At 60.4% G+C, this 14,343-nt stretch carries 14 protein-coding genes; 9 read left to right on the top strand and 5 right to left on the bottom strand.

Going from position 1 to position 14,343, the window contains the following annotated elements; translation table 11 throughout:
- Positions 1–104 precede the first annotated feature (104 nt).
- From rpsO to gyrA, 7 genes are all read left to right on the top strand, one after another.
- Positions 105–374: a 30S ribosomal protein S15 gene (gene rpsO / locus ISP15_RS02120; RefSeq protein ID WP_115476760.1), complete on the top strand. Its 270-nt coding sequence runs from the start codon at positions 105–107 to the stop codon at positions 372–374.
- 77 nt (positions 375–451) lie between these two features.
- Positions 452–2,557, top strand: a complete 2,106-nt coding sequence (pnp, locus tag ISP15_RS02115; protein ID WP_404544567.1) for a polyribonucleotide nucleotidyltransferase — start codon at positions 452–454, stop codon at positions 2,555–2,557.
- A 109-nt stretch (positions 2,558–2,666) separates the two neighbouring features.
- Positions 2,667–3,707 carry a poly(R)-hydroxyalkanoic acid synthase subunit PhaE gene (locus ISP15_RS02110; protein ID WP_404544564.1) on the top strand — a complete coding sequence of 347 codons (1,041 nt, stop codon included), beginning with the start codon at positions 2,667–2,669 and terminating at the stop codon, positions 3,705–3,707.
- 9 nt (positions 3,708–3,716) lie between these two features.
- Positions 3,717–4,784 (top strand): class III poly(R)-hydroxyalkanoic acid synthase subunit PhaC, encoded by a 1,068-nt coding sequence (gene phaC, locus ISP15_RS02105; protein WP_404544561.1) that lies wholly within the window; start codon positions 3,717–3,719, stop codon positions 4,782–4,784.
- A gap of 123 nt (positions 4,785–4,907) precedes the next feature.
- Positions 4,908–5,933 carry an S-methyl-5-thioribose-1-phosphate isomerase gene (mtnA, locus tag ISP15_RS02100; RefSeq protein WP_404544559.1) on the top strand — a complete coding sequence of 342 codons (1,026 nt, stop codon included), beginning with the start codon at positions 4,908–4,910 and terminating at the stop codon, positions 5,931–5,933.
- Entirely contained in the window at positions 5,930–6,340 is a 411-nt protein-coding gene (locus ISP15_RS02095; protein ID WP_404544557.1) for a GtrA family protein, read from the top strand. The genes mtnA and ISP15_RS02095 overlap by 4 nt, the downstream gene beginning before the upstream one ends.
- Positions 6,341–6,478: 138 nt before the next feature.
- On the top strand, positions 6,479–9,082 hold the full coding sequence (gene gyrA / locus ISP15_RS02090) for a DNA gyrase subunit A (RefSeq protein WP_404544555.1): 2,604 nt from the start codon (positions 6,479–6,481) through the stop codon (positions 9,080–9,082).
- A gap of 116 nt (positions 9,083–9,198) precedes the next feature.
- Here gyrA and ISP15_RS02085 read toward each other — a convergent pair whose 3' ends face one another.
- Positions 9,199–9,480: a hypothetical protein gene (locus tag ISP15_RS02085; RefSeq protein ID WP_404544554.1), complete on the bottom strand. Its 282-nt coding sequence runs from the start codon at positions 9,478–9,480 to the stop codon at positions 9,199–9,201.
- A gap of 150 nt (positions 9,481–9,630) precedes the next feature.
- Positions 9,631–10,122 carry a peroxiredoxin gene (locus tag ISP15_RS02080; RefSeq protein WP_404544550.1) on the bottom strand — a complete coding sequence of 164 codons (492 nt, stop codon included), beginning with the start codon at positions 10,120–10,122 and terminating at the stop codon, positions 9,631–9,633.
- Positions 10,123–10,261: 139 nt separating this feature from the next.
- Between ISP15_RS02080 and ISP15_RS02075 the strand changes: the two genes are divergently transcribed.
- Positions 10,262–10,717 carry an Hsp20/alpha crystallin family protein gene (locus ISP15_RS02075; protein ID WP_404544546.1) on the top strand — a complete coding sequence of 152 codons (456 nt, stop codon included), beginning with the start codon at positions 10,262–10,264 and terminating at the stop codon, positions 10,715–10,717.
- 241 nt (positions 10,718–10,958) lie between these two features.
- Positions 10,959–11,858, top strand: a complete 900-nt coding sequence (locus ISP15_RS02070) for a DnaJ C-terminal domain-containing protein (RefSeq protein WP_404544544.1) — start codon at positions 10,959–10,961, stop codon at positions 11,856–11,858.
- 82 nt (positions 11,859–11,940) lie between these two features.
- On the opposite strand, the gene pilH is transcribed toward ISP15_RS02070, so the two are convergent.
- The 3 genes from pilH to ISP15_RS02055 form a co-directional block, all read right to left on the bottom strand.
- A complete protein-coding gene (gene pilH, locus ISP15_RS02065) occupies positions 11,941–12,306 on the bottom strand; it encodes a twitching motility response regulator PilH (RefSeq protein ID WP_404544542.1) in 366 nt (121 codons plus the stop codon).
- Positions 12,307–12,581: 275 nt separating this feature from the next.
- Positions 12,582–13,583 (bottom strand): YhdH/YhfP family quinone oxidoreductase, encoded by a 1,002-nt coding sequence (locus ISP15_RS02060; protein WP_404544540.1) that lies wholly within the window; start codon positions 13,581–13,583, stop codon positions 12,582–12,584.
- A 30-nt stretch (positions 13,584–13,613) separates the two neighbouring features.
- Positions 13,614–14,210 carry an LOG family protein gene (locus tag ISP15_RS02055; protein ID WP_404544538.1) on the bottom strand — a complete coding sequence of 199 codons (597 nt, stop codon included), beginning with the start codon at positions 14,208–14,210 and terminating at the stop codon, positions 13,614–13,616.
- Positions 14,211–14,343 lie beyond the last annotated feature (133 nt).

Here is a 14,343-nt window from a genome sequence, read left to right as displayed (position 1 = left end):
CCCACTTGATTCAGAGCTTTCATTCAACCTGTCGGAGCTTGCGCAACGCCATCGGGCGGTGATGTTGCGCAAGTTCCGCACCCGCTTTTAAGGAAGAGATACCCATGTCCCTCACCGCAGAACAGTCCGGCAAGATCATTGCTGACTTCGGCCACGCGCCGAACGATACCGGTTCCACGGAAGTGCAGGTTGCCCTGCTTTCCGCGCGTATCGATCACCTCACCGATCATTTCAAGGCACACAAGCAGGACCATCACTCCCGTCGCGGGCTGCTCAAGCTGGTCAACCAGCGCAAGCGTCTGCTGGGCTATTTGAAGGATCGCGATCTGGGCCGCTATCAGAGCCTGATTGAGCGCCTCGGCCTGCGTCGCTGATTTTTGCGCTCATCCATGATCGCGAAAATCAAGAAGCAGCCATCCATGGCCGCACCTTTCAATTCAGGACAAACCCAGTGGCGAAAGTAACCAAGTCGTTCCAGTACGGTAATCACGAAGTCACGCTGGAAACGGGCGAAATCGCCCGCCAGGCTTCGGGTGCTGTCATGGTCAGCATGGGCGGCACCGTGGTGCTGGTCACCGCCGTGGCAGCCACCAAGGCGCGCGAGGGGCAGGACTTCTTCCCGCTCACCGTCGATTACGTCGAAAAGTTCTACTCCGCCGGCCGCATTCCCGGCGGCTTCTTCAAGCGCGAGGGACGGCCGACCGAGAAAGAGACGCTTACCTCGCGCCTGATCGATCGTCCGGTACGCCCGCTGTTCCCGGAAGAATTCAAGAACGAGGTGCAGGTCATCGCGCAGGTCGTTTCGCTGAATCCCGAAGTGGATGGCGACGTACTGTCGATGATCGGTGCATCCGCCGCGCTGACCCTGGCCGGCATTCCGTTCAAGGGCCCGATCGGTGCGGCCCGTGTCGGCTATGCCAACGGCAAGTACTTGCTCAATCCGACCGTGACCGAGCTGAAGACCTCGGATCTGGATCTGGTCGTCGCCGGTACCTCCAATGCCGTGCTGATGGTGGAGTCCGAAGCAAAGTTGCTCAGCGAAGAAGTGATGCTGGGCGCGGTCGTGTTCGGTCACCAGCAGATGCAGGTGGTCATCAACGCGATCAACGAATTCGTCGCCGAAGCCGGTCGCAAGGCATTCCATTGGGAAGCTCCCTCGCGCAACGAAGCATTGTTCGCCTCGATCCACAGCATCCTGGGCGATCGCCTGGAGAAGGCGTTCGCGATCCGCGACAAGCTCGAGCGCCGTGATGCCATTGCCGCGCTCAAGGGCGAGATCAAGGCCGGTATCGCCGAAACGGCAGCGTCGCATGGCTGGACCGACCTGGATATCGGCAATGCGTTCGCCGAGATCGAATACCGCACCATGCGCGACGGCGTTCTGAAAACCAAAGTCCGCATCGATGGCCGCAAGCTGGATGATATCCGTCCGATCTCCGTGCGCGTTGGCGTATTGCCGCGCACGCACGGCTCGGCGCTGTTCACCCGCGGCGAGACCCAGGCCCTGGTCGTGGCCACCCTCGGTACCACCCGCGATGCGCAGATCATCGACGCGCCGGAAGGCGAGTCGAAGGATCCCTTCCTGTTCCACTACAACTTCCCGCCATTCTCGGTGGGCGAGGCCGGCCGCTTCGGCGCGCCCAAGCGTCGCGAAATCGGCCATGGCCGTCTCGCCAAGCGCGGCGTGCAGGCCGTCAAGCCCAGCATCGAGGAGTTTCCTTACGTGGTGCGCGTGGTCTCCGAGATCACCGAATCGAACGGCTCTTCCTCGATGGCATCGGTCTGCGGTTCCTCGTTGGCCATGATGGACGCCGGTGTGCCGCTGAAGGCGCCGGTTGCCGGCATTGCCATGGGCCTGGTGAAGGAAGGCAGCGACTTCGTCGTGCTGTCGGACATCCTTGGCGACGAGGACCATCTCGGCGACATGGACTTCAAGGTGGCCGGTAGCGCTGCCGGCGTGTCCGCGTTGCAGATGGACATCAAGATCGACGGCATCACCGAGGAAATCATGAAGGTGGCGCTGGAACAGGCCAAGCGCGGCCGCCTGCATATCCTGGGCGAAATGGCCAAGGTGATCAGCACCCCGCGTTCGGAGATGAGCGAGTATGCCCCGCGCCTGCTCACCATCAAGATCCATCCGGACAAGATCCGCGAAGTGATCGGCAAGGGTGGCGCCACCATCAGGGCCATTACCGAGGAAACCGGTACCACCATCGATATCAACGACGACGGTACGGTGATCATCGCCTCGGTGAATCGCCTCGCCGCCGATGATGCCAGGAAGCGTATCGAGCAGATCGTTTCCGACGTCGAGCCGGGCCGCATCTACGAAGGCAAGGTCGCCAAGTTGATGGACTTCGGTGCTTTCGTCACCATCCTGCCGGGCAAGGACGGCCTGGTCCACGTTTCGCAGATTTCCAATGAGCGCGTGGAAAAAGTTTCCGACAAGCTCAAGGAAGGCGATATCGTGAAGGTCAAGGTGCTGGAAGTGGACAAGCAGGGTCGCATCCGCTTGTCGATGAAGGCCGTTACCGAGGATGAGGCGACCGGTACCTGAGCTTTTCTGACAGGCTGATCATCGAAAACGCCCGGCTTCTGTAGCCGGGCGTTTTCATTTCCGCAAGCTTGTCTTTGCTACGATGGCGCCTCAGTTCGAGGATGCAGGCATGCCCGATCAGACGAATGATTTCCTGAAGGACTACCAGGCGTTTGCGCAGCAATCCTGGGATGCCTGGATGCGTTATATGCAGCAGCCCGCGGGGAGTCATAATCCCTTCGTCGCACAACCCGTCGCCGCTCCCACGGACGATCTGCTGACGCGCAGTCTCGCCAGTCTTAAAGCCTATGGCAGCTGGCTGCAGCAGGCAGCCGGGGCCGGAGTGGGTCATGGGCAGTTCGGCCACATGGGCGTGGGCAATTGGCAGCAACCGGCCTCCCTTCAGTCCTTCCTGGCAGCATTCAACCAGCCTTTTGCGCAAGCACTAACCGGCCTCGACAGTGCATCCGCCTTCGGCCTGGACCATCAATGGCAATCCTGGGTGCAGGCGATGCAGCGCGCAGGGATGGGCATGCCAGGGCACATGGCGGCGTTAGGCATCACGCGCGAACAGCAGTTGGATCAGCAGGCGTTGCTGGCGGCCATAAACGAATACATGCAGATCCACGCGCGTTATCAGGCATTGCTGCAACAAGTGAACAAGCAGGGCATCGCGCGCCTGCAGGATTCGCTTGCCGAGCACGCGCAGCCTGGCAAGCAGTTGGACTCCATGAAGGCGCTCTACGATCTATGGGTCGACGCCATGGAAGACGCCTATTCGGAAATGGCTTTGACCGACGAGTTTCGTGATGTGTTCGGCGAACTGGTCAATGCGCAGATGCAAGTACGCAAGCTGCAACAACAGCAGACCGAGCAGCTCTGCCGGGAATTGGGTATTCCTACGCGCAGCGAGGTGGACAGTCTTGGCCAGCGCGTGCAGCAGTTGCGACGCGAACTCAAATCCCACGGTCAGCATCATTCGCAGGCGGATGCTCCCATGGTGGATGCATTAAAGGCAGAAATTGCCGCACTCAAGCGCGCGCTGGCGGATAGCAAATCGACCGCAACGCTGCAGCCGGTCGAACGCAAGCCGGCCGGCCGTAACGGCAAGGCGACTACTTCCTCGCCGCCCACCAAGACGACGCGCTCGGCCGCTGGCAAGCGCAAGTAAGGATTGGCCATGCAAAGCCCATTGCACATCGATCCCCAGCAGGCCTTCAACGAAGTCGCTGCCTTCCAGCGCAAACTTGCCGCGGGCTTGCAGAATCTGCGTGGCCTGGGAGAGCAGGAGTACGCCAATACGCCGCGTGAAGCGGCTTATTGCGAGGACAAGCTCACGGTCTGGCATATGAAGGGCGCCAGCAAGCCGACCGCGAAAGTGCCCACGTTGATCGTCTACGCACTGGTGAACACGGTCTGGATGACCGACCTGCAAGACGATCGCTCGCTGGTTCGCAACCTTCTGGCGGAAGGCGAGGATGTCTATCTGCTCGATTGGGGTTACCCGGATGGTGCCGATCGCTGGTTGACCCTGGACGATTACATCAACGGCTACCTCGATCGTTGCATCGATGCCATTCGAGCGCGCCACGGGGTGGATGCGATCAATGTGCTGGGCATCTGCCAGGGCGGTACGTTCTCGCTTTGCTACACCGCGACGCATCCGGAAAAAGTGAAAAACCTCGTCACCATGGTGACGCCGGTGGATTTCCGCACGCCTGACAACATGCTCTCGCAATGGGTACAGGCCATGGATGTGGACCTGTTCGTCGACACCCTGGGCAATGTCCCCGCGCAGCTGATGAACTGGGTGTACCTGATGCTGAAGCCGCTGCGCCTGAATCAGCAGAAATACGTCAGCATGGTCGACATTCTCGACAACCCGGCCGAGCTGAAAAATTTCCTGCGCATGGAGCGCTGGATCTTCGATTCGCCCGACCAGGCTGGCGAAGCGTTCCGTCAGTTCACCAAGGACTTTTTCCAGCAGAACAAGTTGATCAAAGGTGAGTTGCAGATCGGTAGGCTACCGGTTGACCTGGGAATGATTACCCAGCCAGTACTGAATATTTATGCCACCCAGGATCATCTCGTACCGCCGGATGCATCGCGAGCGCTGAGGCGATATGTGGGTACGGCCGATTACAGCGAGCTGGCATTCAAAGGCGGGCACATTGGCATCTATGTGTCCGGCCGCGCCCAACGCGAAATCGCCCCGGCAGTCCATCAATGGCTGCGGGAAAGAGCCTGACAACAAGGCACATCAACAGGGGCAGGGGAGCGGCGAGAGGCATGCAAGGAACGCGGGCCACATGTCCCATGCTTGCTTATTCCAGGCTCCAATCGAGTCTTGTTGCCCTGATAGAATGGCGCGATGACTTCTGCCTCCCTTACCCAGACCCACGACTCCATCCGCGCCGTGCAATGGTGTGGCGATTACCTGCGCCTGCTGGACCAGCGCCTGCTGCCCGCCGAAGAGCAGTGGCTTGACTGCCATGATGCAGAGGCTGTCACCCAGGCGATCCAGGATCTGGCCGTGCGCGGCGCGCCCGCCATCGGTATTGCCGCAGCTTGGGGCGTGGTGCTTGCCGCGCAGCGAGGTACCCACCTGGATCAGGCATTGGCGCAATTGCGCGCAGCCCGCCCCACGGCGGTGAACCTGATGTGGGCGCTCGATCGCATGAAGGCGCGTATCGATGCAGGTGCGGACGCCGCGGCGCTGGAGCGTGAGGCCCAGGCGATCCAGGACGAAGACCTCGCCGCCAATCGCCACATGGGCGAATTGGGCGCGGCCCTGATCGAGCCGGGTTCCAGCGTCATGACCCACTGCAATACCGGTTCGCTGGCGACCTCCGGCTACGGTACGGCACTAGGCGTGATTCGCGCTGGCGTCACTGCTGGGCGCATTCTCCATGTCTATGCGGGAGAAACCCGGCCCTGGCAGCAAGGTGCGCGCCTGACCATGTGGGAACTGGTCCGCGATGGCATTCCAGCGAAACTGATTGCCGATTCGGCCGCATCGCACCTGATGAAGGCCGGTGAGGTGAAATGGGTGATTGTCGGCGCGGACCGCATTGCCGCCAATGGCGATACCGCCAACAAGATCGGTACCTACCAGCTGGCCATTGCGGCCCGCCACCACGGCGTGAAATTCATGGTCGTCGCGCCGTCGTCCACCGTCGACATGGCCACCGCTTCGGGCGATGACATCGAGATCGAATTGCGCGATGCGGCCGAACTGCTCAGCGTGGCGGGACGCCGCACGGTGATCGAGGGTGCCCAGGCCTGGAACCCGGTGTTCGATGTCACGCCCGCTTCCCTGATCGATGCCATCGTCACGGAGCGCGGCGTCATCGAACAGCCGAGCGCCGAACGCATGCGAGCCGTGTTCGCCGCATGAGGTTGCGTCACGAGGTGATGCTGTTCGCGGTCGGAGGGCTGATCGGCTTTGTCATCGACGCGGGCATCGTGCAATTGCTGGTCAGTTTTGTGCACTTCAATCCCTATGCCGGCAGGGTGATTTCCTTCCTGCTGGCGGCTACCGCCACGTGGTGGTGGAATCGCAGCCGTACGTTTGCCGCACGCCAGAGTGGTCACTCCTTGCCGGCCGAATGGCTGCATTGGATGGCCTTGATGAGTGGCGGGGCCATAGTGAATTACGCCGCTTTCGTGGTCTGCCTGATGGAATTTCCAAGCCTGCACCGGTGGCCGGCGCTGGCCGTCGGCGTCGGTTCGCTTTTTGCTGCGCTCGTCAATTTTGCGAGCGCCCGGACACTGCTTTTCCGGCGCGCCAAATCTCGCTCATAACTTGTTGATTTAAAAGGCTTAAATAAGGACTTTTCGAGCGCCGTTGTGGTACACTTTCAAGCTACCGCCTGACCCTTGTCGACAAGCGTATGACACGCCTGTCGCGAGGCTCTTATTCGTTACCAGGGAAGCCTATTGATGGCAGAGCTCGCCAAAGAAGTCATTCGCGTCAATATCGAAGACGAAATGCGCCAGAGCTACCTCGATTACGCCATGAGCGTGATCGTGGGACGCGCCCTCCCGGATGTGCGTGACGGCCTGAAGCCGGTGCATCGGCGCGTATTGTTCGCGATGAACGAGTTGGGCAATGCCTATAACAAGCCTTACAAGAAATCCGCGCGTGTCGTCGGTGACGTGATCGGTAAATACCACCCGCACGGCGATGCATCGGTCTACGATGCGATCGTGCGCATGGCGCAGCCGTTCTCGTTGCGCTACATGCTGGTCGACGGTCAAGGCAATTTCGGCTCGGTCGATGGCGACAATGCCGCGGCCATGCGTTACACCGAAGTGCGCATGGCGCGCCTCACCCACGAGCTGCTGGCCGACATCGACAAGGAAACCGTCGATTTCGGCCCCAACTACGACGAAAGCGAACACGAACCGCTGGTACTGCCCACGCGCGTGCCGAACCTGCTCGTGAACGGTTCGGCAGGCATCGCGGTGGGCATGGCGACCAACGTGCCGCCGCACAATCTCACCGAAGTCGTCGCCGCGACGATCGCGCTGATCGATGAGCCCTCGCTTTCCGTCGACGAACTGATGCAGTACGTGCCGGGCCCGGATTTCCCCACTGCCGGCATCATCAATGGCGCGGCGGGTATCGTCGAAGCCTATCGCACGGGCCGAGGCCGTATATTGGTGCGCGCCCGTACCGAGATCGAGACCGAAGCCAACGGTCGCGAGACGATCCTCGTCCACGAGTTGCCCTACCAGGTGAACAAGGCGCGGCTGATCGAGAAGATCGCCGAACTGGTCAAGGAAAAACGCCTTGAAGGCATCTCCGAACTGCGCGACGAATCCGACAAGGATGGCATGCGCGTGGTCATCGAGATCCGTCGCGATGCAATGGCCGATGTAGTGCTCAACAACCTGTTCCAGCAGACCCAGCTGCAGGTTACCTTCGGCATCAATATGGTGGCATTGGCCGACGGCCAGCCGCGCACGCTCAACCTCAAGGAAATCCTTGAGGCATTCATCCGTCATCGCCGCGAAGTCGTCACCCGGCGCACGATTTTCGAGTTGCGCAAGGCCCGCGCCCGCGCTCATATCCTCGAAGGCCTCACTGTCGCGCTCGCCAACATCGATGAGATGATCGAGCTGATCAAGACCTCGGCATCGCCGCAGGAAGCGCGCGAACGCATGTTGGCGCGCAAGTGGCAACCGGGCATGGTGGGGTCGCTGTTGGCCGCTGCAGGTGCGCAGGCATCGCGTCCGGAAGACATGGATCCGCGCGATGGCCTGAAAGCGGATGGCTACCAGCTGTCCGACACGCAGGCCCAGGAAATCCTGGCCATGCGCCTGCATCGCCTGACCGGCCTGGAGCAGGAAAAGCTCTCGGACGAATATCGCCAGATCCTCGACACCATCCATGGCCTGATCCAGATATTGGAAGATCCTGCGCGCTTGCTGGCCGTGATCCGCGATGAACTCGAAGCCATCAAGACGGAATTCGGCGACAAACGCCGCACCGAGATCCAGCATTCTCAGGAAGATCTCAACGTGCTGGACCTGATCGCGCCGGAAGACGTGGTCGTCACGCTATCGCATGCCGGTTACGTCAAGCGCCAGCCCGCCAACCTCTATCGCGCCCAACGCCGCGGCGGCAAAGGTCGTTCGGCATCAGCGTTGAAAGAAGAGGATTTTGTCGAGCAGTTGTGGGTGGTCAATACGCACGACACATTGCTCACGTTTACCAGCACCGGCCGTGTCTACTGGTTGAAGGTGTACCAGATGCCAGAGGCTGGCCCGAACGCGCGCGGCAAGCCGATGGTAAATCTGCTGCCGCTGGCTGAAGGCGAGAAAGTGCAAGCCGTCCTTCCGGTGCACGAATACAGTGAAGATCGCTATGTTTTCTTTGCCACTTCACAGGGCACTGTAAAGAAGACGCCGCTTACCGAATTCGCCTATCAATTGCAAAGAGGCAAGATCGCGATCAACCTGGACGAGGGCGACGCGCTGATCGGCGTCGAACTTACCGATGGCAACAGCGATATCCTGCTGTTCGCCTCCAATGGCAAGGTCGTGCGTTTCGACGAAGGTGAGGTGCGTTCGATGGGACGTACCGCCACCGGCGTGCGCGGCATGAAGCTGGCCGAGGATGCTGAAGTCGTATCGTTGATCGTTGCGGCTGAAGGCGACATTCTTACCGCCACCGAGCGTGGTTACGGCAAGCGTACCCAGCTCGATGAATTCCCCAAGAAAGGCCGCGGGACACAGGGCGTGATCGGCATCCAATGTTCGGATCGCAATGGCGCCCTCGTCGCTGCGGCGCAAGTTTCGGAAGCGCACGAACTGATGCTGATTTCGAACCAGGGCACCTTGGTGCGCACTCGCGTAACGGAAGTCTCGCAGCTCGGCCGTAATACCCAGGGTGTGACGCTCATCCGCTTGCCGGCTGACGAATCGCTGGTGAGCGTAGTGCGGCTGGATGCCGACGAGGGCAATGGCGACGAACTCGAAACGGATGAAAGCATTCCGCCAGTGCAATCCGGCTCTATGGACACGGGAGCTGCGGAATAACCCGCTGGCAAGAGATCAAGCCCCGGATTGCCGGGGCTTTCTTGTTGTTGCCGATAAGCACATGTAGCGTCAATCGCCGCCTTGCTTCGCCTGTCAGTGGCTCCGATGAGGATGACTCAGTTATAAGTCGCGCTGACCACCTTGGCATTTTTGGGTGCATAGGTCGCGTAGTAATCGAGCAAGTCGCTGAAGAGCATGCGACGGGCGCTTTCCAGCGTGTTTACCTGGCTGCTGTGTCCGGAACTCACCGGCCCTGGTGAACGATCCACCAAGGCTGCTGACGCCGGTACTGAAACTACTCCAGTGAAGTAGATGACTCCGCCCGATACCGTCGTGGCCTGGCTGGTAAACGCCAACGATGAAGTGAAAATCAGCATCGCGAACGCAAGGATTTTCATGAAAATCATTCTCCGAGAAGTGGCGGCTCGCTGTCCCATGGCACAGGCGGTTTGCCTGGGCGCTCAGCTGTGCGCATGTTCTGCAGAATGATTCTGTAGGCGAAGCTACCTTCGTAATGTGATTTTAATCTCTTTGTTTTGTAGGAATTATCAGCGAGGCGGTAGCGCGGCTAACATCGCTTCGGCGGTGGTCACCCGGAGCTCGCCCGGATGTTCCACATACAGTTGCTCCACCATGCCGTCGTCCGCGTACAAGGCAAAACGACGTGCTCGCAGGCCCAGGCCATAGGCACTGCCATCCGTTTCCAGTCCGAGCGCCGAGGTAAATGCTCCGTTTCCATCGGCCAGCAATAGGAGGCCGGCGGGTGTGTGCTGCGAAGCGGCCCAGGCCTTCATGACATAAGCGTCGTTTACGGCCATGCCATACACCTCCACCCCCCGCGCCTTGAAGGCCTCGTAGTGCTTTACATAACCCGGCAGATGGCGCTCCGAGCAGGTCGGGGTAAAGGCGCCGGGCATGGCGAACAGTACCGCCTTGCGCCCGGTAAACAGCGACGCGGTGGAGGCACGTCGGATGTCGACGTCCACGTCGATGACGGCAATGTCGATATCCGGCAGGGTCTGGCCGATCTGGATGGTCATGAACGCGCTCGCTGAAGCCATGGCAACGCCGCGCATGCTACCGCCAGCGGGGAGAGCTGTCGCCTTGAAACAACGGGGGAGCGGAACTATTTAGCGCCCAGGCGGTGGCCGCCACCGCAACCATTTGAGGTGAAAGCATATGACTACGAGCCGCAACGCAATTTGGGATACGACAGCGACCCTGCCCTCGGACATTCGCCAGATGTTCGATCGCTTTTTCCAGCAGGGGGAAAGCGACGCCTCCAACGTGGTAACCAGCCAGTGGGCGCCGCGCGTGGACATCAAGGAGGAAGACCAGCGCTTCGTGATCTTCGTGGATGTGCCTGGTATCGACCCGGCCAACATCGAAGTAAGCATGGAAAAGGGCGTGCTTACCATCAAGGGTGAACGCACGGTCGAGAAAAATGAACAAGGTGGGCGTTTTACCCGGGTAGAGCGCGCGCACGGCAGTTTCCACCGCCGTTTCAGTCTGCCAGACAGTGCCGATGCCGAGAATGTCAGCGCTAACGGCAGGCATGGCGTGCTGGAAATTGTGATACCCAAGAAGGCGGAAACCGCACCACGCCGCATCACCATCAACACCGCGCAGTCATAGCCGCGCATATCGATTGATATTGCGAAGGTGACCGCCACGGACGATGATCCGTGGCGGTCTGTGCGTGTTGCCAAGGGATGCTCTGATCCATTCTGGACATCAACCCATCAATCTAAATTCAATACGTTGGGGTCGTGGCTGTCTATCCGCATGCCTTCGGTGCGCCGTCTCGACAGACAGCCACGGTGACACCTGCGTAGAATGGATCAGAGCATCCCTAGATCAGTGCCGGGGAGTGGCAGTGGAATTCAAAGATTATTACGACATCCTGGGCGTGAAGCCCGATGCCAGCGAGGCTGACATCAAGGCGGCCTATCGCAAGCTGGCGCGCAAGTATCATCCGGACAAAAACAAGGAAGCCGGCGCCGAAGACAAATTCAAGGCGATCAACGAGGCCAATGAAGTATTGCGCGATACAGAAAAACGCCGGGCCTACGACCAGCTACGCGCCGGTGGATACAGGCCGGGCGAGCAATTCCGGCCCCCGCCGAACTGGGGGCAAGGGCAGGGCTTCGATTTTGGCGAAGCCGGCGAGGGTGATTTCAGCGATTTCTTCGAAAGTCTGTTCGGCCGCGCGGCATCCGGCAGGCATGGGGCATCCCACGCGCGGCGGGGCCGTGACGTGCAGGCCCACGTGCAAATCGACCTGCAGACCGCCTTCGATGGTGGACGCACGCGGCTGAGCCTGGACGATGGCAGTGGCAGCGAGCGGATCCTGGAGGTAAAGATTCCCGCGGGCATCCAGCCGGGCAAGGTGATCCGCCTCAGCGGACAGGGACAGCCTGGCATGGCGGGTGGCCCGAATGGGGATTTACTGCTTGAAGTCGGTATCCGCGAGGACGCGCGCTTCAAGCTGGACGGCCGCAACGTATTGCACGTCTTGCCGGTCAGCCCGTGGGAAGCGGCGTTGGGTACTGCGGTACCGGTGCCTACCCTGGCCGGCACCGTCGACCTGCGCATACCTGCGGGCACGCAATCGGGCCGCAAGTTGCGTCTGAAGGGGCGCGGCCTGCCAGGCCATCCGCCCGGTGACCAATTGGTGGAGGTATCGATCCGGGTGCCCGCGGCAGAGAGCGAATCGCAGCGCGAGGCATACGAGGCGTTGCGCGCGCAGTTCGCGCAATACGATCCGAGGCGCTAAGCAGGGAAATCGCCAGTGGTGGATAGAGAACGGAAAAGCGCCACTTTGCTTTCGCCGCTCCCTATTCACCCTGCGCGGGGAATCACGCTGGAAGCAGTTCCTTCAAGACGGCCATCAATTCTTCTTCCTTGATCGGCTTGGTCACATAGGCTTTCGCGCCCTGGCGCATGCCCCAAACCTTGTCGGTGTCCTGATCCTTGGTCGTGACCAGCACGATCGGGATGTGCGCGGTTTCGGGATCCTTGCTGATCGTGCGGGTGGCCTGGAAACCGTTGAGGTTGGGCATGACCACGTCCATCAGGATCAGCGATGGCTTTTCCTGCTTCGCTACCGCGACACCGGCCGCGCCGTCTTCGGCTGTCAGCGTTTCATGGCCGAGCTTTTCGACGATGCGCTTGATGCCAAGAAGCTGCGACGGGGAGTCGTCGACAATCAGGATGCGTGCCATAAGCTGGGAGTCCCCTTGTTGATTCGTCAATTCTAAGTCGCCGCGGCGACGCTTCCAAGTTTAAGGCAATACTGATCAAGTATTGCCATCACCCCGCCACGTGAAATTCAACACGTCGGGCCCGTTCTGTCTGTCCATCCCTTCCTCGCACCTCAAGCCGAGTGCGGTCGGCCGTCTCGACGGCCGCCAGTCTGCCCTTGCCGATGGCCGTGTGGTCTGCGAGCCGCCAGGACGGATGACGGCGGCGGTACTTGATCAGTGTTGCCTTAGGCGCATCACGCCTTGCCAATACGCACAACAGTGCGGCCGAACGAGTCGCCTGCCAGCATACGCTCGAATACGTCTGGAAGCTGGTCAAGACTGATTTCCCGGGTGGCGATACGGTCAAGATGGCGAGGTTTCCAGTCACTGGCCAGATGTTGCCATACCTCGTCACGCAGGTCGCGCGGAGTACCCGCCGAGGCTATGCCGAGCAGGCTGGCGCCGCGGATGATGAACGGCATGACCGTGCTGTCGAAGGCGATGCCGCCAGCATTGCCACAGATGGCGACATTGCCATAGGGAGCGATCTGCGGCAGCAACCCGGCGAGCATGGGGCCGCCCACGTTATCCAGCGCGCCGCCAAAGCGGGCCGAATCCATCGGCTTGCCGCTGAAGCTCAATGTGTGGCGGTCGATACACTCCACCGCACCGAGACTGCGCAGGAAATCGAAATGCTCGGCCTTGCCGCTGATGGCGTGCACGTCGTAGCCCACCCGGCTGAAGATGTCGATCGCCAGCATGCCCACGCCGCCACTGGCGCCGCTGATGGCAATCGGTCCGAGCGCGGGCGACTGGCGATTGTGTTGCATGCGCAGCAGTGCCAGTGCGGCGGTAAAGCCAGCCGTGCCCAGGATCATGCTTTGGCGCAGGTCCAGTCCTTCAGGCAAGGGAATCGTCCATTGCGAGGACAGCCGGACGTATTCACCGTAGCCGCCATCGCTCGTTTCCGAAAGGCCGCTGCCGGTGCATAGCACCCGGTCGCCTTCCTTGAAGGCCGGATCGGTGGAGGCTGCCACCACCCCCGCGGCATCGATGCCACCGTTGAGTGGAAATTGACGCAGAATTCTGCCTTTGCCGGTTCCGGCGAGGGCGTCCTTGTAGTTCACCGACGAATACGCCACGTTCACCAGCACTTCGCCCGCACTGAGCGCATCGGTATTCATGGTCTCGATGCTTGCGCGGTAACCGGCATCGTTATGGATGCGGAAGGCGCGGAAGTCATTGGAAGCGGTCATGGCGAATGTCCGTGCAAGGCATGGGAGGTTTCAGGCTTCGACGCTGCTGCTGTCGATCCACTTGGGCATATAGCCACTCTCATAATGAGCCATCCAGTCGAACAATGTCTCCATGCAATCACCGAACCAGATGCTTTCGCGCTGCGCCTTGCGAACGAAATTCTCGTGCACCATGTGATCCATCATCTCGCGCAGCTGCGTGTAGTAGCCCCGCACATCAAAAAATGCGCATGGGTATTTGTGCAAGCCCAATTGTGCCCAGGTGAGCATTTCAAACATCTCGTCCATGGTCCCGAAACCCCCGGGCAGGGCGACAAAGGCGTCCGACAATTCGTACATGCGCGTCTTGCGCTGGTGCATGGTTTCGACCACATGCATTTCCGTGAGACGGGGATGTGCCACCTCGCGTTCCACCAATTGGCGTGGGATGACGCCGATAACCTTGCCTCCTTCCGACAGTACCGCATCGGCGACGGTGCCCATCAGGCCTACTTTTCCTCCGCCGTAAACCAGCGCTATACCGCGCCGCGCCAGCTCCGTACCGAAAGCATGGGCGCTTTCGACATACTCAGGATGCCTGCCGGAGTTGGAGCCGCAATAGACGCACAGGGCCGTGGGTTGAGGCATAAGAGGCTCATGGGATGATGGAAAGAGGAGCAGCGATGAATCGCGATAGCATCATTGCGTAAGTTTCAGCCCATGCAGGCACTTGATATTCGGAGGCTGGACGCTTGCACCCTGGAAAAATGCGACGGCCCGC

The sequence above is a fragment of the Dyella jejuensis genome (assembly GCF_044904675.1).
GTDB lineage: Bacteria > Pseudomonadota > Gammaproteobacteria > Xanthomonadales > Rhodanobacteraceae > Dyella_B > Dyella_B jejuensis.
The sequence above is the reverse complement of the archived record's forward strand: the minus strand, read 5'-3'. Positions and strand labels throughout refer to the sequence as shown.

What these genes read in the sequence shown, in the direction of transcription:
- rpsO (WP_115476760.1), top strand. Translation starts at nt 105, where the DNA reads ATGTCCCTCACCGCAGAACAGTCCGGCAAGATCATTGCTGACTTCGGC.
- ISP15_RS02110 (WP_404544564.1), top strand. Translation starts at nt 2,667, where the DNA reads ATGCCCGATCAGACGAATGATTTCCTGAAGGACTACCAGGCGTTTGCG.
- phaC (WP_404544561.1), top strand. Translation starts at nt 3,717, where the DNA reads ATGCAAAGCCCATTGCACATCGATCCCCAGCAGGCCTTCAACGAAGTC.
- mtnA (WP_404544559.1), top strand. Translation starts at nt 4,908, where the DNA reads ATGACTTCTGCCTCCCTTACCCAGACCCACGACTCCATCCGCGCCGTG.
- ISP15_RS02095 (WP_404544557.1), top strand. Translation starts at nt 5,930, where the DNA reads ATGAGGTTGCGTCACGAGGTGATGCTGTTCGCGGTCGGAGGGCTGATC.
- gyrA (WP_404544555.1), top strand. Translation starts at nt 6,479, where the DNA reads ATGGCAGAGCTCGCCAAAGAAGTCATTCGCGTCAATATCGAAGACGAA.
- ISP15_RS02085 (WP_404544554.1), bottom strand. Translation starts at nt 9,480, where the DNA reads ATGAAAATCCTTGCGTTCGCGATGCTGATTTTCACTTCATCGTTGGCG.
- ISP15_RS02080 (WP_404544550.1), bottom strand. Translation starts at nt 10,122, where the DNA reads ATGACCATCCAGATCGGCCAGACCCTGCCGGATATCGACATTGCCGTC.
- ISP15_RS02075 (WP_404544546.1), top strand. Translation starts at nt 10,262, where the DNA reads ATGACTACGAGCCGCAACGCAATTTGGGATACGACAGCGACCCTGCCC.
- pilH (WP_404544542.1), bottom strand. Translation starts at nt 12,306, where the DNA reads ATGGCACGCATCCTGATTGTCGACGACTCCCCGTCGCAGCTTCTTGGC.
- ISP15_RS02060 (WP_404544540.1), bottom strand. Translation starts at nt 13,583, where the DNA reads ATGACCGCTTCCAATGACTTCCGCGCCTTCCGCATCCATAACGATGCC.
- ISP15_RS02055 (WP_404544538.1), bottom strand. Translation starts at nt 14,210, where the DNA reads ATGCCTCAACCCACGGCCCTGTGCGTCTATTGCGGCTCCAACTCCGGC.